The following is a 17830-nucleotide window of genomic DNA, read 5'->3' as shown; positions in this document are numbered from 1 at the left end:
CGAGAAGTGCCTGGAATACAAATGCCCCGACCCGCGCTCAATAAATCCCCGGCACGATCCGGTACTTCACCCGCTCCTTGTATTCCGCCCAATTTTCTGCGCCGTACTTCTCGGCGCAGTGACGGTCGTCGTCCCATTGCCGGTACATGAACAGGGACACGATGAAAATGAAATAGGTCCAGGCCCAGAAGTTCGCGAAGTGACCGAAGATCAGGGCGATGGACAGGGCAAGGAACCCCTCGCCCATATAGTTTAAGTGGCGGGCGACGCCCCACAGGCCGCTGCACAGGATCCTGCGGTCGCCGGCCTGGATGTACTTCGGCGCGATGAGGCCGAGGAACTTGCGGTCCGGCCACCGCTTGAAGGTGTATTTCTGCAGGTTGGCGCCGCGCGAGATACCCCAGCCGAACAGGAACAGCGCGGACGCGGCGATGAGCCAGAAGTTAGTCCAGGCGGGCGAGAATTCGGGGTTCGGGTGCGCGGCCAATCCCCACAGCGGAAGGATGAACAGCCAGCCGTAGACCACGAGGCAGCCCCATATTAGCTTGAAGCCGACATTCTCGTGGATCAGGTCGTAGGTATAGAGCTGTACGCGCTCGAAGACCATGTAGTCCATGATGTAGAAGGTGAAGAACGCCGCGTAGAGGATGACGCCCGGATTGGCTTTTTCACCAAAGAGTTCGTAGTGGTACACGGCGCCGGACAGGGCGTTGAGCGACAGCATCGTTCCCCCGACAACATACATGTACATTTTCACGTCGATTCGTTCGTTGAAGAACGAAATCTCCTGCGCACGGCCGAACCACCACGCCAGGAACCGGTTCTTCACCTTGCCTTCCGGTTGGGTAAACACGGCGATCAGGGTGAAGATTATGCTGAAGACCGTTCCGCCGGCCACGGCATAGACCGAGGACCGGTAGAACCAGTCGTGGGGAAGCCCGGTGAGTTCGAGCGCCCACACGACGATCGCGATCAAGAACACGAGCATGCCGTTCAGGCGGTAATTGCGGGGTTCGCCGGTCTCCGGATTGACGACGTAACCGGGGACCCACCTGCCGGGGAGCATGACCTGGATCACGAAAAACACGGCGTAGACGATCAGCGGGGTGAAGAATCCCCAGATCGCTTCCGTCCGGGACAGTTCGAAGAGGTGTTCGATACCCAGCCATTCGATCATGATCGAATTCCCCTTTCTCAATTGGTGTGTGGATGTTTTATGTTAGTCTGAATCATCCAGGAACGAAAGGGAAACGAAGAAAGGAACGCCATGAACGCGTCAAACCAGCTGAGCGCCGGTGCGGCGATGATCGATATCTCCCCTTCGGTTGGGACACATCTGGGGGGCAGCGGAGCCGGTGACCACCGTCCGGCCAGTACCGTCCTGGATCCGCTCTTTGCCAAGGCCATCGTCTTTGAGGCGGGTGGGCGGCGGATCTGCCTGGTTATCCTGGATCTCACCATCGTTACCGGCGACTACACGGACCGGATCCGCGCGGAGATCCACGAGCAGACGGGCATTGAACGGGACGCGATCATGGTCCAGGCGACGCAGACGCATTCCGCTCCGAGCCTCGGTTACTTCATGCTGGATCCGGATTTTTCACTGGAGACCACCGAGGAGACGGAATACCTGCGAGGGGGCGAGCGCGCTTACGGAGACCGGGCCGCAGCCGCGGCCGTGGAAGCCGCTGTCGAAGCGGCGGGCAGGCTTGAGCCCGCGCGCATCGGTCTGGGCCGCGGCGTGAAGGGCGACCTGGCTTTCAACCGGCGCGGCATTCGCCGGGATGGCACCATTCTCATGCCCAGGCCGCTGGGCCGGGAGCAACAGCCCTTCGGGATCTCGGAGGTGTGTTACCTGGAAGGTCCTATTGATCCGGAAGTGGGGGTCTGCTGCATCCAGGATGTGAGTGGGAAGCCGCTGGCCTTTCTCCTGCACTACACGTGCCACCCGGTCAATGCGTACGGAAACAGCGAAACCTTCCTGGCCGCGTCGGCGGATTGGCCCGGCGCTTGGTCCCGGGAGATGCAGCAGGCCTTCGGCCCCGATGCCGTGCCACTGGTCGTCAACGGGTGTTGCGGAAACATCAACCCCTGGCACCCCTACGACCCGGATTTCCGGCCGGACCACCGGCGGATGGGCCGCGAACTGTCTGGTTTGAGCGAGCGTATTGTAAACAACATGACGTTAGCCGGCAACTTCTCGGGCGAAGCCGCGCTGGATACCCGGATCGAAACGATCGGTCTGCCATTTCGCGAGATTCCGGACGAACGCCTGCGTGAGGCCCACGCGATCCTGGCGGAGCATCCCCAGCCACCGCGGGAAGCGGAAGGGCAGGTGGACCCGCGCTGGTTCCGGGCGGCGTCTACCCGCAGCGTCGAGCTGTGCAGGCAGCGGGACGGCGCGTTCAGCTACGAGATCCAGGCCCTTCGCATCGGTGATCTCTGTATTATTGGCCTCCCCGGCGAACCATTCGTGGAAGGGCAACTGGCGCTCAAGATGAACTCGCCGGTGCCCTTCCTCTTTCCGGCCCACCTCACGTCGCACTATGTCGGCTACTTGCCGACGCGGGAGGCCTATCCCCGAGGTGGACACGAGGCCAACGAAGACGTCACCTACTGGGCCAAGCTGGCACCCGGCTGCCTCGAAACCGTGATCGACCGGGCGCGTGGTTTGGTGCAGGAGCTGTTTGGGTAATCGAATTACCGCGGGTCGTCCTCGACGTCCAGGATGTAACGCGCCAGCGGGGACAGGCGTTGGGCCGTCAGGGGCTGCAGATACTCCCGCTGATTCGTCTGCTGGGGGTGTTCACGGGCGATGAAGGCGCAGTGCAGGGCGCGCCGCGGGCCGTCGCTGCGGTTGACGTAAGAGCTGTGCCAGAGGCTTCCGTTGAATACGGCCACCGAACCCGCGCGGCCCGTTAGGTGTACCTGATCGGGGTGGTCCGCCAGGCGGTCGGCTACGTGGTCGGTAATCCGGCCGGGTATCCGGTGGCTGCCCGGTACGCAGCGCGTCGCGCCATTGTGCCGGGTGAAATCGTCGAGCATCCACATGGAGTTGACGACGTGGCAGGGTCCGCCGGGTTCGGCAGGCTGGCCCCAATCGGCGTGCAGGATCTGCAAACCGCTTCCGGGCAGGGGGTCGTGCCCATTGAGCGAGTGCAGCTTGAACGGCCGCTGCAGGACATGGAAGACCGCCGTCAAGAGTTCGGGCTGAAGGTAGACCGCGTCGAATACCGATCCCTTGTTGACGAGATCGGCAAGCCGGCGCACGCCCTCCATCTGGGCGACCTCCTCGCCGGCCTTTTCGCCTTCGCGGACATGAATCTCATCGAAAGCATGGCGCAGCCGGGCGAGCCAGTTCGGCGAGATGATCTCCTCCAGCATGAGGAAGCCCTCGGTGTCCAGCGCCGTGCGTTGCGCGGAGGTCAGCGGCCGGGGTGAGAACCCCCGTTTTAGTAACTCATTGTCCAAAGTGGGTCTTCCTGAGGATTGATTCCGGTGGGTTGATTCACCCGGGTTGATTACGAATTGCCTACAAGTTCAGCGCGGTTTGCAGTGTATGCCGCGTGGTTGGCCGCGCGAGCACCACGTCCTATGCGAGCGTCCCGACCCACCGCTCCGATTGCTCCCACAGCCGATTTGAAGCGTCTGCGTCAAGGCTGTCCGCGCTCGGTTCGGCGATGTCGCAGCGCTCATAGTATCTTCCCCCTTGCAGGGGACGCTGGCTCGCGCACATCACGATGGTCTGCGCCCCGGCATTCGGGGACAGCAGGACCAGCGAGGCCAGCGCGGAACTGATGCGATGCACTGCCTTGCCGATCCACCCTTCAAACGTCTGCGGCAGGGTCAGGTTGGTCATCACGACGCCCGGGTGTACGGCCACCCCGTGCAAGCTGTGGGATTCGGCGAATCGCCTTTCGATTTCAAAAGCCATGTGATTCATCGCCAGTTTCGACCTTCCATAGGCGTCCCAGGAGTGGTAGCGCGGCCTATCACGTGGCGGCTGGTGGCGATCCGGCCCCTCACCGAACAGGTCATCGTACCCGAACAGATCCGTGTTCCCGACCCGTTCGTGGAGTCCGGAGGACACGTTGACGACCCGCGCGTCGCCGCTTTCAATACCGGTACGTTGCAGGAGGGGAAGCAGCGCCCAGGTCAGGTGAAAGGCGCCGAGGTAGTTGGTCCGCCAGTGAACCTCGAAGCCGTCATCGGTCAAAGGCGTTTCCGTGCGAGGAGCCAGGGTCTTCCTGTGGATACCCGCGTTGTTGACCAGCACATGGAGCTTGCCCTGGTGTCGGTCGCGGTACCAGGCGGCGAAGGCGTTGACGCTGTGCGAGTCGGCGAGATCCAATGCGCGCGCCGTGAGGTTGTCCGCGTCGGCGCCGCCCTTGCGTAGATCGTCTTTCAGCGCCGCTTCCATCAGGGACACGTCGCCGACCCGGGTCGCCACGACCGTCGCGCCCCAGCTCGCGAGGATCCTCGCGGTTTCGTACCCGAGCGAACCGGGCGATGCCCCGGTCACGATCACGTGGCGTCCCGACAAATCCACCGGCGTCGCCATCGGTTTAGACAGGAACATCCGCACCAGGTGCATGGCGGTTTTTGTAAGTGGATTGGGCATGTCCGGGGATGTCCGGGTGCGGACCTGGGGCGAGTCAAGGCGCCGGCGTGTCCAGGCGCGAATCAAGGCGCCGGCGCGTCCAGGCGCGGGCCGCCTACCGTGGCTCCCGCTTGACCACGTCCAGGGGCCAGTCCCGCCAGTAGTACCTCACCGGATCGTCCGCATCCCAGTGTTCGTAAACCTGGTCCCAAGTCAGCCAGTTCATGTGGGGCTGGAGGGAATCCTCCCGGACGGGGTGGCTTCTCGGCTGGTACCGGTAGTCGGACGACAGCCGGAGGCGGTCCGTGGTCACGTTGTCCCGGCCCTGGTGAATGGTCAGGCTGTGGAGGATGATGACGTCCCCGCAGGCATAGTCGCCTCCGACCCACGCGGAAGCGTCCTCGACGGGTACCTGCCGTCCGCCCGGTCCCACGCCATCAGTCGTCTCCAGCATGCCGCCGCGGTGGGATCCCCGGTTGACGGCGAGCCCTCCGAGTTTCTCCGGACAGTCGCCTAGCGGAATCCAGCCCGTCCACGTCTCATCCGAACCGCCGATGAAGTAGTTGTCCTGGTGCGGCGGGGTCGAGTGGGTGTTCGTGTCCGGGAACACGAGCCGGCAGATGTTCCGGCTGTGGGCCAGCACGGGTTCTCCGAACAGCACTTCGAGCATGTGGATTACCGCGGGGTCGAGGGCCAGTGCGTGGAAATCGCGGATCCGCTGGACATCGTTGTAGAAAGCGATCCAGCGCGGGTCGTCGCCTTCGAATACGCTGATGCCGGGATTCGCGATGCCGGCCATGAGGTCCGATCCGGGGGCAACCCATCCGTGTTCCCGGCACACGCAGAGCACCTGGCGCCGGACCTCCAGCACGCGCGCCGGATCGAGCAATCGCCGGAAGAAAAGACAACCGTGCTCCACGGCACGTTGACGCAGTTCGTCGGGACGTCTGAGCAGGTCCGTCGCGTCTTCCAGCGCGTGGATCTGCTTCATGTCGACCATCGCCATAGACTGTTCCTCTCCCGGTATCGGCCGCAGGATCAACCTGAACTCACATCATTAAACGTATAGATGTCTCAAGATGATATTATGCGGGATTCGGACGCTTAATGCCAGCGTTTAGTCGATGAATATCCGTGGCCATAAGCTACCGCTCGTCACGGGACGTCCACCGCCTGATCATCTCGCCCGAGTAATGGGATTCCGGGCGAAAGATGCGGTCGACGATCCGCTGCTCGATGCAATGTGCCGTCCAGCCGGCGACGCGTCCCACGGCGAACATAGGGGTGAAGAGGTCCGGGTGGAGACCCAGCCCCTTGAGGAGGAGGGCGGTATAGAACTCGACGTTGGTCTGCAGGCGCCGGCCGGGTTTGTATTCTTCGAGGAGTTCGAGGGCGGTTTTCTCGACGTGCAGGGCCAGGGCGTACAGGTCGTCCTCACGGTTGTCGACTTCACGGTCGAAGAATGCGCGCGCGGCGCGCGAAAGGACGTCGGCCCGCGGGTCACGAACCCGGTAAACCGCGTGTCCGAAACCCATGAGCCGTTCCCCGGAATCAAGTTTCGCTCGCAGGAAGGGATCGGCGTTATCGGAGGCGCCGATGGCTTCGAGCATGGCGATGACCGGTCCCGGCGCACCACCGTGCAATGGTCCCTTGAGCGCGCCGATCGCACCCGTAACGGCGGAGTTGAAGTCTGAACGCGTGGAAACGATGACCCGCGCCGTGAAGGTGGAGGCGTTCATGCCGTGATCGATCACGGTGTTGAGATAGGTCGTGAGCGCACGTACCCGGTCATCGCGCGGGATTTCACCGTGCAGCATGTACAGCAGATTGGCCGTGTGGCTAAGACTGACGTCGGGTTCCACCGGCTCTTTACAGTGCAGCAGGCGCCAGTAGGCCGCCACGATGGTCGGCAGTCCGGCCACCAGGGTCCGGGCGTCCGCCGTGTCGTCGATGGAGGGAAGGGACGCGACAGCCATGCGGACGGCGTCGATGACGGGGCGTTTCTCCTTCGCCGCGCCGCGCAACAGATCGTGGGTGACACCGGACAGCGTCCGGCTCGCGGCCAGTTCGCCGGCGAATCCCTCGAGGGCAGCCTCGGTGGGCAGCCTTCCGTGCCACAGGAGGCAGACCATCTCCTCATAGGTCGCCCGATCCGCGATCTCCTCGAGTGGATATCCTCCGATGACCAGTTTGCCGGCTTCGCCGTCCACATGACTCAGGCGGGTTTCCGCCGCTACGACGTCCTTGAGTCCAGGTGAGTAAGACATGATCACTCCCTTAACATTTCAACCACCAGATCGCCCATTTCCGACGTGGATACCCTCTGTTGACCGGGCGACCTCAGGATGTCCGCGGTCCTGTATCCTTCTTCGATCACCCTGCCGACCGCGCGTTCGATCTCGTCGGCGCCGTCGGGACAGTCCAGGCTGTACCGGAACATCAGGGCGCCGCTCAGGATCGTTCCGATGGGATTCGCGATGTTCTTGCCTTCGATGTCATTCGCACTCCCGTGAATCGGCTCATACAGCGAGGTGCCGTCCAGCGAAATCTCCGCTGACGGGACCATTCCGATAGACCCGGCAAGCACGGCCGCCTCGTCGCCCAGTATATCACCGAACATGTTGGGCATGACGATCACGTCGTACTCGGCGGGCCGCTGAATCAGGTTCATGGCACCCGCGTCGACTATTTCGTGCCGCGTATCGACATCGGGATATTCCGCGGCCACCTCCTCGACGACATCGCGCCAGAGCCTGGAGGATTCCAGGGCGTTCCACTTCGACATCGAGGTCAGTCTGCCACGCCTTTGTCGCGCCAATTCGTATCCGTAACGCGTCAGTCGTTCGACCTGGAAATCGTAGTACTCGATGGTATCGACGGCCCTTCTGCCGCTGGGGGTGACTTCGCTGAACTTGGGTTGTCCGTAATAGGCGCCGCTGGAAAGCTCGCGCAGGATGATGAAATCAACACCCCCGCTTATGAGATCGGCTTTGACCGCGGACGCGTCTTCCAGCCCCGGGTACAACCTGAACTGCCGCAGATTCGCATAGACGGAAAGTTCCTGCCGCAGACGAATCAGGGCATGGTCCGCCCGGTCCTGCATGTCCAGGTGGTCCCATTGGGGGCCGCCCACCGCGCCGAAGAGCACCGCGTCGCTACGCCTGCAAGCCTCCACGACCTCATCGGACAATGCGACACCCTGTGCATCGATCAGCGCTCCACCGACCAGGTGGTGGGAAAAAACTAGGTCCAGCTGGTGCCGCTCCCCCACAGCCTTCAACACCTTAACGGCCTCGCGGGTGATCTCAGGTCCGATCCCGTCTCCGGGCAATTCGGCGATCTGGTGCAAAGTGTTGCTCCTATATCAGGCAGATGGCCAGAGGGTCCGTCTGTATCTAACAAAAGGTGATTTGACATATTGTCAATATTGATTAAAATATCAATCAACATATATTCTTGAAATGGGACATACCCCGGCGGGCCATCAAAACGGCGGACCATCAAACCGAGCGGCCATCAAAACGAGAGGATCTTTCATGAACAGCAGAAGATACATGACATCCACCGAAGCGGCCTCCGCGCTGAACGTCAGTCCGTCGACGCTCTATGCGTATGTAAGCCGCGGTATGATCCGGTCGGAAGCAAGCGGCGACGGTCGGCGGAAGCGGTTGTATCGCAGTGAAGACATCGAACGGCTGAAAGCCCGCAAGCGCGCCCGCCGGAATCCGGGATGGGCGGTAAAAAGGGCCCTGCACACGGGGGATCCGATCCTGGAATCGGCGATCACGCTGATCACGGATGAACGGCTGTTCTACCGCGGCCGGGACGCGACGATCCTGGCGGCGAACGAGTCGTTCGAGCGTGTCGCGGCTTTGATCTGGACGAATGACAAGCGGTTTTCTTTTCCGATTTTCTCAAACACCTACCAGAGGGACTACCGCGAAAGCTGGTTGAAATTGAAGAAGCTCAAGCCTGTCGAACGCTTCCAGATTTTGCTTCCCCTGGCTGAGGCGGATGACCTGGCCGCACTGGACCTGCGGCGGGACACGGTCGCCGCGACGGGCATGCGTATTCTCTGGTTCATGACAGGCGTGGCCACGGGCGAAGACCCGATGGGCGGGATCGCGCAGGCGTTGCGAAGGGCCTGGGCGCCGGAGATTGATGGCGCGGCGGAACTGATCAATACGACCCTGGTGTTGTTCGCGGATCACGAACTGAATGTATCGACCTTTACCGTACGATGCGCCGCATCGGCGGGAACGACGCCCTACAGTGCGGTATGCGCGGGACTCGCGGCACTGCGCGGCTACAAGCACGGCGCTGCCAGCGAGCGGGTCGAAGCGCTGTTTCAGGAGGCGGAATCGATCGGCAGCGTTGAACGGGCGATTGCCAACAGGCTGCGACTTGGTGAAAAGATACCAGGGTTCGGCCACGCCGTATACCGCGACGTGGACCCTCGGGCGAGCCTGCTGTTGCGCAAGCTGGAGGATCGGTTTCCGGGATCCAAGGACCTGCTGCTTGCGCGGGAAATCATCGAAACGACCCATCGACTGGTCCCGGACCGGTACAACATCGACTTGGCCCTCACGGCCCTGGTGCGCGTCCTCAACATGCCCGAAGGCAGCGCCATGGCCCTGTTCGCCCTCGGCCGCACGGCAGGCTGGATCGGACACGCGATCGAACAGTACGAAAGGGACCAGCTCATCCGGCCGCGGGCCAGATACACCGGGTTGCGGCCGCCGCAGATTTCCAGTTCCTGAATGGCGCCCCCAAAACCGGCCCGTGGTGCGTCTGTTCACCCTTTCCGGGAACCAGACAACCACCGCGACAGTAAAACAGGGTAGACACGCCATCAGCCTCGACGTGCCCCGGAGGAAAGACCATGATCGGGCTCTGGATGTGCAAATGCTTCTCTTTATTGCAGGACAGGCTGTCTCTGGACGGGTTGGTGGATTTGTGCGGTCTGCACGTCAACTCGTTGTCCCGCAAGATCCTGCTGCCCGTCTCTACCTCTCCGGTTATTCGCGTCGACAGCGATTCAAACACAAACCACGGGTTGCCAGATGTCATAAGCAGCAGCTGGCAGTCGAGATCTCCTCCGTGACCACATGTCCGTAGTTCCTTCCTGTTCTCTTTCACATTGCAACAAGGGAGCTACCCATGTCACGGTCAAACCTGGTTTCCTACTTTCTGGTTCCATTACTCGCGGTCACGTTCGTGGTCGCCTGGATCGGATTCTCGGATTCCACGCCGTCACCGCAGGTGAAGCCGTCAACGGAGCCGTCGCAGCCGGCGCAGTATACGCAATCGGTACTGGCCACCTTCGACACGAAGTACCTGGTTCGGCCCGTGCACCACGGACCAAACCATCCTCCGATCGTAAATGACCCGGTCTATGATCGATATCGCATCGTCCAGTTCCCTGCTGGTCCCGGGACGGACCTGGAGTTCGAGGGGGATCCGGCGTCGGACTATGAGGAGGACGTTATTACTTACCGGTTCGGTATCGCGATTCCCGGCAGGCTGGGCATTCGATCCCCCGAGGAAGCGCTGCTCTGCGTCGATCGGTATGGCAGTCGATTCATCATCCGGCCCCGGAGTTCCGTAACGCCGGCCGAATTCGCGTCTGTATACGGGAACGTCGGTATCGTTCCCGTACTGCCGGCGGTTATCTACGCCAGTGACGGCAAATCGGAAAGCAAGCCGGTGCTATTAAACCTTACGCTGGTGTATGACGCATTCACCTGGAATTCGGAGTCATCCGAATCTAAGGGAGAACATCCTGGTGAAACGTCCGATGCCTTTGACAAGTTTGAAGTGGAATCCGATTCAGTTGACGGTGCGTATGCAAAACTGGCCAAAGTCGCGGATGTATCACGGGTATGGCGGCTTGATCCTCCGTCACCTTTCACCGGAACAGACCGGCCGCTCCAGGCCACGAGGTGAAATGACGTCTCGAGGTGAAGTGGCGCCTCGCATCGTGAACCGGCCCTTCGCGGCCAGGCGTGGCCCCGTGGATGTCGCGGGGCCACGTTATCCCCCCTGACCTCCGAAAATAAAAGCAGCTAGATGCTGCCGACGACCTCGACGTACGGTACCAGCGTCCGCTGTACCGATTTCCACGTTTCCGGACTGTTGGCGCACGGCAACCCCTTGCGGTCATCCACGGGGGAGTACTCGGTACCGTCCAATCTTCGCACGAAGCCGCCGGCCTCCTGCGTGATCAGGACGCCCTGCGCGTGATCCCAGACCAGGGTGCGATAGAAGAACAGGAACTGCAATTCGTTCTTTGCGAAAGAAGGATAGTTATAGCCGGCGCACCGGGTGCGTTCTATGAATTGAAAGCTATCCTTCGCCGCTTCGGCGGTGGGTTTGAGCGCATCCGGGAGATACCACGTCATGGCCACGCCACGGGCGCGATCCAGGGGCAGGGGCAATGGGTCGACGACCAGGCGCGTGGAATCGGCGGCCAGGCGCCCACCATCCTGAACGGCACCACCTCCCTGGAATGCGCCACCTCCCCTTTCTGCACTCGTCAGGACGCCATCCAAAGGGTTGAGTATCCACGCTCCTAACGTCGTGCCCGCCTGAATAAGGCAGACCATGATGGCGAACTTCGGCTCACCTGCCGCGAAGTACCGCGTGCCATCCAGGGGATCGATGACCCAGACAGGCGCGTCCGTTTGCAACACGTCCAACAAGTCGGGATCGTCATAAACGCTTTCCTCGCCCAGGACCAGCGCACCTTCGATCAACCGGGGTAGGTGAGATGCCAGGAAGGCCTCGCACCGGGTATCGGCTGACGTTGTCAAATCGCCCGCACTCTTCTCGGAAACGTCCTCCCGACCCAGGTTTCTCCAAAGCGGCATGACGATCTGATTGGCCGCCTCGCGAAGGAGGGCCTCGACCTGGGCATGGGGTACGTTCACGTCCATCGTCTCCCTTCGGAGTGTCGTCCGTGCGCCTTTTCCTATCGAAAAACAAATTCGAAAACGCTTTGCCACGTCCCCATTTTATCACGGTCGGGATGCTCGAGACCATAGGCATGGAAAAACAGGGATATCCACTCTTCGCCCAGGTTTCTCTGTATCGTCCAGCTCGCGGACACGAAATCCAGGTACCGATCGCCGACACCCGCGAAACCAAGGTCTATGTATCCGGTCAGTTCGCCGTCCTTGAACAGGACGTTGGGCAGACAGTAGTCGCCGTGCGTGAAGACCAGGTCTTCCTCCTCGGGCAGCGCGGTTTTGATCGCGTCGAGTGCTTCCCTTAGACCGTCTCTGGTACCACCAGCCGGGATCCGATCGTCAAACACGCCACGGTCGATCAACCCTTCCGTCCACTGAAAGAACCGCGAAATGCGCCAATCCATGGGACAGGATCCGATATCCAGCGCATGTATTTCGCGCAGGCCCCGTGCGAATTCTTGCACGAGGCGCGCTGGATCCCCGGTCGATTCCGGATGTATCCCCGATACGCCTTCCAACTGCGTCATGAGTAGGTACTGCATGTCGCCTTCCACGTGAAAACACCGGTATTCGGGCACGGGAAGTTTGTCCTGCAACCACGTCAGAGCTATAGTCTCCGCCAGCAGGTCCGGTTCCTGCGGCCTCAACCGGACGTCTCGCGATTTCAGAACCAGTCCGGGTTTCAGGGGATGCGTGTAGAGGAATACGGATGAGCAGGATTCAGTCCGGAGGTTTCGGCCTTCGGTTTTGTAGCCCCTCAGGCGAGACCGGACCGGTTCGGGAAGACTATTCGGAATAGGCGGATGGGAACGCATGATTCACATGGGCTTCTTGTAGCCGGGCCACTTCACTCTGCCTTCCACTCCCCGTCGAAACCCGTGTAACCGTCGGTGAAATGCTTGAGACGATCGGGCAGCCGTTCGGCGAGAGCAGCGGCGGAAGCGGGAAGGGGCCACGGCGCGTCGATGCGCCAGGCTCTGGGGCGGAAACCGATGCCGCAGGAGTAGCGCCGCTCGCGGGTGGCCATGTTGGCATGCCAGGTGAGCGCGGCGAAGCAGATCAGGTCGCCGGGATCGGCGAGGACCGGGACGCAGCCGGGCACGGACATGGGGTCGTAGGGCGTGTCGGGTGTGCCGCCCTCGGGGTACAGGCCGCTACGCTCCGGTCCCATGACGAACCCGTCGGGGCCGTCCCATTCGAGATGGTTGGACTTCTCGATGACCGCGATGCCGCTTCGATCGGGATGGCTTCCGTTGAGATAAAACCAGCAGCCGCTGGGGATGGGATAGCGGTTGAGGACGTCATTGGCCCGCTGCGGATTATCGATGTGTCCCCGGTGGTCCTGGTGCCAGCGGCCCATGCCTTCGCCCGGCGTGCGCAGGATGGCCGCGGAGCGATGCAGGCAGAGGTCGGTTGTGCCGTGCACGGTGCGAATGAAGTTCATGTAGGCCGGGCTGTCGACCAGGTCCCAGACGGGCTCGCTGTCCTCGGCGAAGGCCATGTGATACCGGTTGGATGCCGGGGCCAGGTCACTCTCCGGATCCAGGTGCCGGTCGATGGAATCCTTCAGCGCGGCGACCATGTTCTGATCGATCAGCTGCCGGATGACGCAGAAACCGTACTTATCCACGCAGGCCAGGGCAGCCTCTATATCATCACGATCGAAATGATAGTTGTAATCCGGCATGGTGTGCTCCGCTGCGGCCTGCCTTCGTCGGGGTCCGTTACAGCGGGCCACGCTCCGCTACGGTACCGCCGAGTGGACATTCTCCGCCGTGTCATCTTCCGGCGTTCTGCAGAAACCCTACGACCTCACCGGGATGGTCCACACCTGTGTTCGGCCCGATCTCCGCGGCGGCCTGCTCGAAAACCAGGATGTCCGATTCGGATTTCGACCACAGGGCCGCAAGAAACCCGGTGCCCGCGGCTGTCGCGGCTTCCAGGTCATCGACTGAATCGCCGACGTAGACGGTATCGGAAGGCGAGACGCCCAGGTTGCTCATCGCCTTCAAGAGACCCTCGCTGTCCGGTTTGGGCGCGGATACATCGTCATCGAAGACCAGCGTATCGAATGCGCCCAACCGGGCGTGTTCGCGGGTGATCGCCCAGGCACCCCGGCTCTTGCCGGAAACGATACCCAGTTTGATGCCTCGGCCGCGCAACGAATTCAACAGTCCGTCCACACCGGGATACACGCCACCGAAGTACCCGGCGTGCAGTCCGCGGTAGTTATCCAGGAATCGCCGGTGGGCGTCTTCAACTTCGTCCGGTGGATAGAAGTGGGCCATCAAGCGCGGTTCGGAATTCAGGCGAAGTGCCAGGACTTCTTCCAGGGACATCAGGTCGTGTCCGGTCGCCTGCAGCGTCCGGACGACCGCACGAACATACAGATTCAACGTGTCGATCAGCGTTCCGTCCAGGTCAAAGAGTACACATCGAGTCATTTCGCGGGCGACGGCCTTTCCGCGATGTCTTCCGACTTCACCCTTTGCAGCATCTGCGACATCTCCTGGACGAGATCGGGATGGTCGCCGTACCGGTTTACCCGTTCCGAGATGTCCTTGTCGAGATCGAAGAGTTCGCCTGGGAAGTCGTGGGCGGTATAGCCCCGCTCTTCCTTGAACCAGTCGGGTTCGCGGTTGTCGTCTCCGTCCGGGGCATCGATGAAGACCCAGTTGTCTCTACGGATGGCGAAGGTGCCGTGGCAGCTGTGGTGAACGGCAAAGTCCCGCACCGGATCACCGGTCTCCCCCTGCAACAGCGGCAATATGCTCACGCTGTCCTCGCCTTCGTCCTCCCGCAGGTCGACGCCGGTCAGGTCGGCACAGGTCGCCATGAAGTCACCCAGGGTGGTGAGCTGGTCGCAAACTGTGCCGGCGGGCACAACACCCGGCCACCGGGCAAGGAAGGGGACCCGATGTCCGCCTTCCCAGACGTCGCGTTTGACGCCGCGCAGGTTCCCCATGCTGTAATGGCCGTGGCGCCGTGCGTGTTCGTAGCTCCCGCCGTCCGCGGCCGGGGCGCATTCCGGTCCGTTGTCGCTGGTGAAGATCAGCAGCGTGTCGTCGGCGATTCCGCGGCGCTCCAGGGCCGCCATGATCTGGCCCACCACCCAGTCCACCTCGCACACGAAGTCTCCGTAGAGCCCCGAACCGCTCCGTCCGATGAACGGCGCGTTGGGCACGATGGGCGTGTGGGGCGACGTGAGCGGAAAGTAGAGGAAGAACGGATCGGGTCCGGACGAATCGATGTAGTTGACCACGCGGCGTATGAACGCGGGGATCATCTCCTCTAGCGACCAGCCCGGTTTCATGATGCCGGGCCATCCGAACATCTCATTAGGCTTGGGTACTGTCGGTTCCCCGGCGAGCCGGTCCTGCTCGAACCAGGTGTAGGGCGGGAAATTCGGCACGTCCACGCCGAAGTACGTGTCGAATCCGCAGTCGACCGGTCCCCCGCGCATGGGCGCGCTGAAATCGACGTGCCGTTCCCGTTCCTCCCGCAGTTCCCGATCCAGCCTGCCCACCGCCGTGCCCTCGTGGGCGGGCTTCCCGTCCAGCGTGGCCCATTCCCATCCCAGGTGCCATTTCCCGATACACGCGGTGCGGTAGCCCTGCTCGCGAAGCAATTCCGCCGCGGTGAGGCGCCCGGGCTCGATCAGGGGCGGATCGTAGGGCCACAGGACGCTGTTCTGCAGGGGCGTGCGCCAGCAGTAGCGGCCGGTCAGCAGGGCATATCGGCTCGGCGTGCACACGCTCGACGGGGCATGGGCGTCGGTGAAGCGCATACCACCCTCGGCGAGCAGATCCAGGTGGGGCGTCGGGATCTTCGAACCGGGGTTGTTGCACCCCATGTCGCCGTATCCCATGTCGTCGGCGAGGATGTAGATGATGTTGGGCGTGGAATTGGACATGGTTAGGTTATTGCGGTAAGGGAAACGGTCCGGGGCCACCCGCTTCCTGTTGATACGGTAGTAGCAGGCACCGGTGCAGACCTTGACGGAGACGTTGACGAAGATGCTGACGGATTCATCCTGTACCTAATATGTTGATCGATTAAGTTAATGACAAGTTGCAAGGTCCCAAACCGTGTCGTTGGAGACCCGGACATGTCGCAGGAGAACCGGACATGAGACTCAAACACGATTACGGTTGGAACATTCCGGCGGGGAGCCCCTTCTATCCCCCGCTTCCGGCGGTCTATCGAAACGTGCGATTCCAGTTTGTCTTCTTCCACGCCGCGCCGTCCGCCGTGCAGGGATTCCTTCCGGAGCCCCTGCAGGCGGCTGAAGACGGGATGTGCGTGGCCTCCGGCTTGGAGGTGCCAGATTGTAAAAACTACGGCCCCTTCGAAGAGTCCTTTATCGTGATGAAGTGCCATTTCCGGGATCAGACCGGGTTCTACTGCTCCCATGTGTTCCACAACGGTCCCGCCGGCATCGCCGCGGGCCGGGAGATCTACGGGACGCCGAAGGTGTATGCGGAAATGAAAGTGACCCATGCGGGCCGGTCTATGGTGACGGAAACCTCCTATGGCGGCGTGCCGGTGTTGCGCATCGCCTCGAACGTGGATGCCGGCGCTCCCCAGGATGCCGGTGCCGGCCAGGCCGCCGGCGCTTCGCAGGATGCCGGCGCCTCGCCCGGCACCTGTCCCGCGCCCGATGTCGGTGCTGGCCACGCCGCGATGCCCGCCCTGACCCCGGCCTGGCGTCTGAAGATCATACCCCGGGCCGACGGTCCGGGACTTGCCCTCAAACAGTTGATCGATTGCAGCGAAACGACACAGGACGTGGAAGTGCACGCCTTCGCGCAGGGGAAGGGCACCATCGAACTCGGCGCTTCCCCGCGGTGCGACCTCACGCCGCTCGCGCCGCTCGACTACGGCGACGCCTTCCACATGGAGAGCAGCTACACCGAAGGGTATGCCCGGGTTGTTTACGACTATCTGAGCGATGGGCCGTAACGGATTGCGCGAGTAACCATAACTGATGGGCAACACAGTGAAGGTCGGCATACTTTATCCGCTCCATTCCGCGGAAGACGACTACCCCCGACTCGCAGCCGCGCTGAAGCCCGCGGTGGATGTCCGGGTGGTCCATACCGACAGCCCGAACCTGCATCGTATCGACGAGACTCAGATCACCGGAAGCCGGGAATACCTGCTCGCCGGGGTGGAGGAGTTGCGTCCTCAAGACGTCGACGTCTGTACGTGGGCGTGCACGAGCGGGAGTTTCGTCTTCGGCCTGAAAGGTGCGCGGCGCCAGGCGCAGGATCTTGCCGATGCGCTCGGCGTTCCGTCATCGAGTACGTCGCTGGCGTTCCTCAGCGCTTGCAAAGCCCTCGGTCTGAGAAAGGTCGCCGTCGCCGCGACCTACCCGGCAGCCCTGTCGAAAGCCTTTCGCACTTTTCTCGAGTCGGATGGGATCGAGGTGGTACACATGGGTTGTCTTGGGGTCTGGACGGGGGATGAGTCTGCGCTCATTGAACGCGAAGAGGTCCTGCGCTTCGCACGAGCCAACGATCATCCAAACGCTGAGGCGTTGCTGATCCCCGACACCGCGTTGCACACCGTTGGTATTCTGTCTGAACTCGAGACGGCGGTCGGCAAAACGGTGCTGACGGCAAACCAGGTGACGTTGTGGGAGGCCCTGCGCCTGGCAAACCGTCTGACGCCGCAGTCCGGTCTGGGACGGTTGATGGAAGTCATCGCATAACGTTTGACGGGTACCTAAGGAGAAATGTATGGATCGTTATATTGAAGTGACCTTGAAGAAACGGGGCGTGAGCTGCATCGCGCGATTGCTGGACGACCTCGCGCCGAAGACGTGCGAGGCGGTGTGGAATGCCTTGCCGCAGGAGAATGATGCCTATCACGCCAAGTACGCGAGCAACGAAGTCTATACCCTCGTCCCATCCTTCGCACCGAGTGAGCCGGGTATGGAGAATCCCACCGTTACGCCGATCACCGGCGATCTGCTTTACTTCTTCTTTCCCCCCGGCGCCGTCAATGTGCCATCGTTGCGCGAGGCCGCGTTCAGTACGGGTCTGGTCGATCTTGCGATCTTCTACGGACGGGACAATCTGATCCTGTCGCCCAACATGGGCCTGGTTCCAGGTAATCGCTTTGGCGAGGTTACGGAGAATCTCGAGGAGATGGTGGAGGCGTGTACGAGCGTCTGGCGCGAGGGATTCGCCGGAGAGCGCCTGGCGTTCAGCCGGGTGGAGTAGATCGGATCAGTTCACCCATCGTGTCACTCTTAAGG

17 protein-coding genes are annotated in these 17830 nt (G+C 61.8%); 6 read left to right on the top strand and 11 right to left on the bottom strand.

From position 1 onward, the window contains the following. Nucleotides 1-37: 37 nt before the first annotated feature. Nucleotides 38-1177, bottom strand: a complete 1140-nt coding sequence (locus F4Z81_12950) for a DUF1295 domain-containing protein (GenBank protein MXW05956.1) — start codon at nt 1175-1177, stop codon at nt 38-40. Between the two features lie 90 nt (nt 1178-1267). Here F4Z81_12950 and F4Z81_12945 point away from each other — a divergent pair, with 90 nt between their 5' ends. Then, nucleotides 1268-2695 (top strand): hypothetical protein, encoded by a 1428-nt coding sequence (locus F4Z81_12945; GenBank protein MXW05955.1) that lies wholly within the window; start codon nt 1268-1270, stop codon nt 2693-2695. Nucleotides 2696-2700: 5 nt separating this feature from the next. On the opposite strand, the gene F4Z81_12940 is transcribed toward F4Z81_12945, so the two are convergent. The 5 genes from F4Z81_12940 to leuB all read right to left on the bottom strand — a co-directional run bounded on the left by F4Z81_12940 (nt 2701) and on the right by leuB (nt 7949). Next, nucleotides 2701-3471 carry a phytanoyl-CoA dioxygenase family protein gene (locus tag F4Z81_12940; GenBank protein MXW05954.1) on the bottom strand — a complete coding sequence of 257 codons (771 nt, stop codon included), beginning with the start codon at nt 3469-3471 and terminating at the stop codon, nt 2701-2703. Between the two features lie 121 nt (nt 3472-3592). After that, nucleotides 3593-4621: an SDR family NAD(P)-dependent oxidoreductase gene (locus F4Z81_12935; GenBank protein ID MXW05953.1), complete on the bottom strand. Its 1029-nt coding sequence runs from the start codon at nt 4619-4621 to the stop codon at nt 3593-3595. A 94-nt stretch (nt 4622-4715) separates the two neighbouring features. Continuing rightward, complete coding sequence (locus F4Z81_12930; protein MXW05952.1) at nt 4716-5606, bottom strand: phytanoyl-CoA dioxygenase family protein; 891 nt, start codon at nt 5604-5606, stop codon at nt 4716-4718. Between the two features lie 139 nt (nt 5607-5745). Then, a complete protein-coding gene (locus tag F4Z81_12925) occupies nt 5746-6867 on the bottom strand; it encodes a citrate synthase/methylcitrate synthase (protein MXW05951.1) in 1122 nt (373 codons plus the stop codon). A gap of 2 nt (nt 6868-6869) precedes the next feature. Further along, nucleotides 6870-7949, bottom strand: a complete 1080-nt coding sequence (gene leuB, locus F4Z81_12920; protein MXW05950.1) for a 3-isopropylmalate dehydrogenase — start codon at nt 7947-7949, stop codon at nt 6870-6872. Nucleotides 7950-8061: 112 nt separating this feature from the next. On the opposite strand from leuB, the gene F4Z81_12915 reads away from it, so the two are divergent. Together F4Z81_12915 and F4Z81_12910 are read left to right on the top strand one after the other, a co-directional pair. Further along, nucleotides 8062-9360, top strand: a complete 1299-nt coding sequence (locus tag F4Z81_12915; GenBank protein ID MXW05949.1) for a MerR family transcriptional regulator — start codon at nt 8062-8064, stop codon at nt 9358-9360. A gap of 400 nt (nt 9361-9760) precedes the next feature. Continuing rightward, nucleotides 9761-10546 (top strand): hypothetical protein, encoded by a 786-nt coding sequence (locus F4Z81_12910; protein MXW05948.1) that lies wholly within the window; start codon nt 9761-9763, stop codon nt 10544-10546. Between the two features lie 119 nt (nt 10547-10665). On the opposite strand, the gene F4Z81_12905 is transcribed toward F4Z81_12910, so the two are convergent. The 5 genes from F4Z81_12905 to F4Z81_12885 all read right to left on the bottom strand — a co-directional run bounded on the left by F4Z81_12905 (nt 10666) and on the right by F4Z81_12885 (nt 15481). Then, complete coding sequence (locus tag F4Z81_12905; GenBank protein MXW05947.1) at nt 10666-11535, bottom strand: inositol monophosphatase; 870 nt, start codon at nt 11533-11535, stop codon at nt 10666-10668. Between the two features lie 35 nt (nt 11536-11570). Continuing rightward, nucleotides 11571-12383 carry an aminoglycoside 3'-phosphotransferase gene (locus F4Z81_12900; GenBank protein ID MXW05946.1) on the bottom strand — a complete coding sequence of 271 codons (813 nt, stop codon included), beginning with the start codon at nt 12381-12383 and terminating at the stop codon, nt 11571-11573. A 32-nt stretch (nt 12384-12415) separates the two neighbouring features. Beyond that, nucleotides 12416-13255 carry a phytanoyl-CoA dioxygenase family protein gene (locus F4Z81_12895; GenBank protein ID MXW05945.1) on the bottom strand — a complete coding sequence of 280 codons (840 nt, stop codon included), beginning with the start codon at nt 13253-13255 and terminating at the stop codon, nt 12416-12418. Between the two features lie 91 nt (nt 13256-13346). Then, on the bottom strand, nt 13347-14012 hold the full coding sequence (locus F4Z81_12890; GenBank protein MXW05944.1) for an HAD family hydrolase: 666 nt from the start codon (nt 14010-14012) through the stop codon (nt 13347-13349). After that, the gene (locus tag F4Z81_12885) at nt 14009-15481 is read right to left on the bottom strand and encodes an arylsulfatase (GenBank protein MXW05943.1); all 1473 of its coding nucleotides are present in this window, start codon (nt 15479-15481) and stop codon (nt 14009-14011) included. Before F4Z81_12885 ends, F4Z81_12890 begins: the two co-directional genes overlap by 4 nt. A 215-nt stretch (nt 15482-15696) precedes the next feature. Between F4Z81_12885 and F4Z81_12880 the strand changes: the two genes are divergently transcribed. The 3 genes from F4Z81_12880 to F4Z81_12870 are packed head-to-tail and all read left to right on the top strand — an operon-like array spanning nt 15697 to nt 17795. Next, on the top strand, nt 15697-16530 hold the full coding sequence (locus F4Z81_12880; protein ID MXW05942.1) for a hypothetical protein: 834 nt from the start codon (nt 15697-15699) through the stop codon (nt 16528-16530). A 25-nt stretch (nt 16531-16555) separates the two neighbouring features. Then, nucleotides 16556-17281, top strand: coding sequence for a decarboxylase (locus F4Z81_12875; protein MXW05941.1), 726 nt, complete (start codon nt 16556-16558; stop codon nt 17279-17281). 28 nt (nt 17282-17309) lie between these two features. Continuing rightward, on the top strand, nt 17310-17795 hold the full coding sequence (locus F4Z81_12870) for a DUF3830 family protein (GenBank protein ID MXW05940.1): 486 nt from the start codon (nt 17310-17312) through the stop codon (nt 17793-17795). Nucleotides 17796-17830 lie beyond the last annotated feature (35 nt).

The sequence above is a fragment of the Gemmatimonadota bacterium genome (genome assembly GCA_009835325.1).
Lineage (GTDB): Bacteria > JAAXHH01 > JAAXHH01 > JAAXHH01 > JAAXHH01 > JAAXHH01.
Note: the sequence above shows the minus strand (reverse complement) of the source record. Positions and strands in the feature narration are given on the sequence as shown.

Excerpts from the sequence above, each read along its gene's own strand:
- F4Z81_12950 (MXW05956.1), bottom strand. The coding sequence starts at position 1,177 with ATGATCGAATGGCTGGGTATCGAACACCTCTTCGAACTGTCCCGGACG.
- F4Z81_12945 (MXW05955.1), top strand. The coding sequence starts at position 1,268 with ATGAACGCGTCAAACCAGCTGAGCGCCGGTGCGGCGATGATCGATATC.
- F4Z81_12935 (MXW05953.1), bottom strand. The coding sequence starts at position 4,621 with ATGCCCAATCCACTTACAAAAACCGCCATGCACCTGGTGCGGATGTTC.
- F4Z81_12930 (MXW05952.1), bottom strand. The coding sequence starts at position 5,606 with ATGGCGATGGTCGACATGAAGCAGATCCACGCGCTGGAAGACGCGACG.
- F4Z81_12925 (MXW05951.1), bottom strand. The coding sequence starts at position 6,867 with ATGTCTTACTCACCTGGACTCAAGGACGTCGTAGCGGCGGAAACCCGC.
- F4Z81_12915 (MXW05949.1), top strand. The coding sequence starts at position 8,062 with ATGGGACATACCCCGGCGGGCCATCAAAACGGCGGACCATCAAACCGA.
- F4Z81_12910 (MXW05948.1), top strand. The coding sequence starts at position 9,761 with ATGTCACGGTCAAACCTGGTTTCCTACTTTCTGGTTCCATTACTCGCG.
- F4Z81_12905 (MXW05947.1), bottom strand. The coding sequence starts at position 11,535 with ATGGACGTGAACGTACCCCATGCCCAGGTCGAGGCCCTCCTTCGCGAG.
- F4Z81_12900 (MXW05946.1), bottom strand. The coding sequence starts at position 12,383 with ATGCGTTCCCATCCGCCTATTCCGAATAGTCTTCCCGAACCGGTCCGG.
- F4Z81_12895 (MXW05945.1), bottom strand. The coding sequence starts at position 13,255 with ATGCCGGATTACAACTATCATTTCGATCGTGATGATATAGAGGCTGCC.
- F4Z81_12890 (MXW05944.1), bottom strand. The coding sequence starts at position 14,012 with ATGACTCGATGTGTACTCTTTGACCTGGACGGAACGCTGATCGACACG.
- F4Z81_12885 (MXW05943.1), bottom strand. The coding sequence starts at position 15,481 with ATGTCCAATTCCACGCCCAACATCATCTACATCCTCGCCGACGACATG.
- F4Z81_12880 (MXW05942.1), top strand. The coding sequence starts at position 15,697 with ATGAGACTCAAACACGATTACGGTTGGAACATTCCGGCGGGGAGCCCC.
- F4Z81_12875 (MXW05941.1), top strand. The coding sequence starts at position 16,556 with ATGGGCAACACAGTGAAGGTCGGCATACTTTATCCGCTCCATTCCGCG.
- F4Z81_12870 (MXW05940.1), top strand. The coding sequence starts at position 17,310 with ATGGATCGTTATATTGAAGTGACCTTGAAGAAACGGGGCGTGAGCTGC.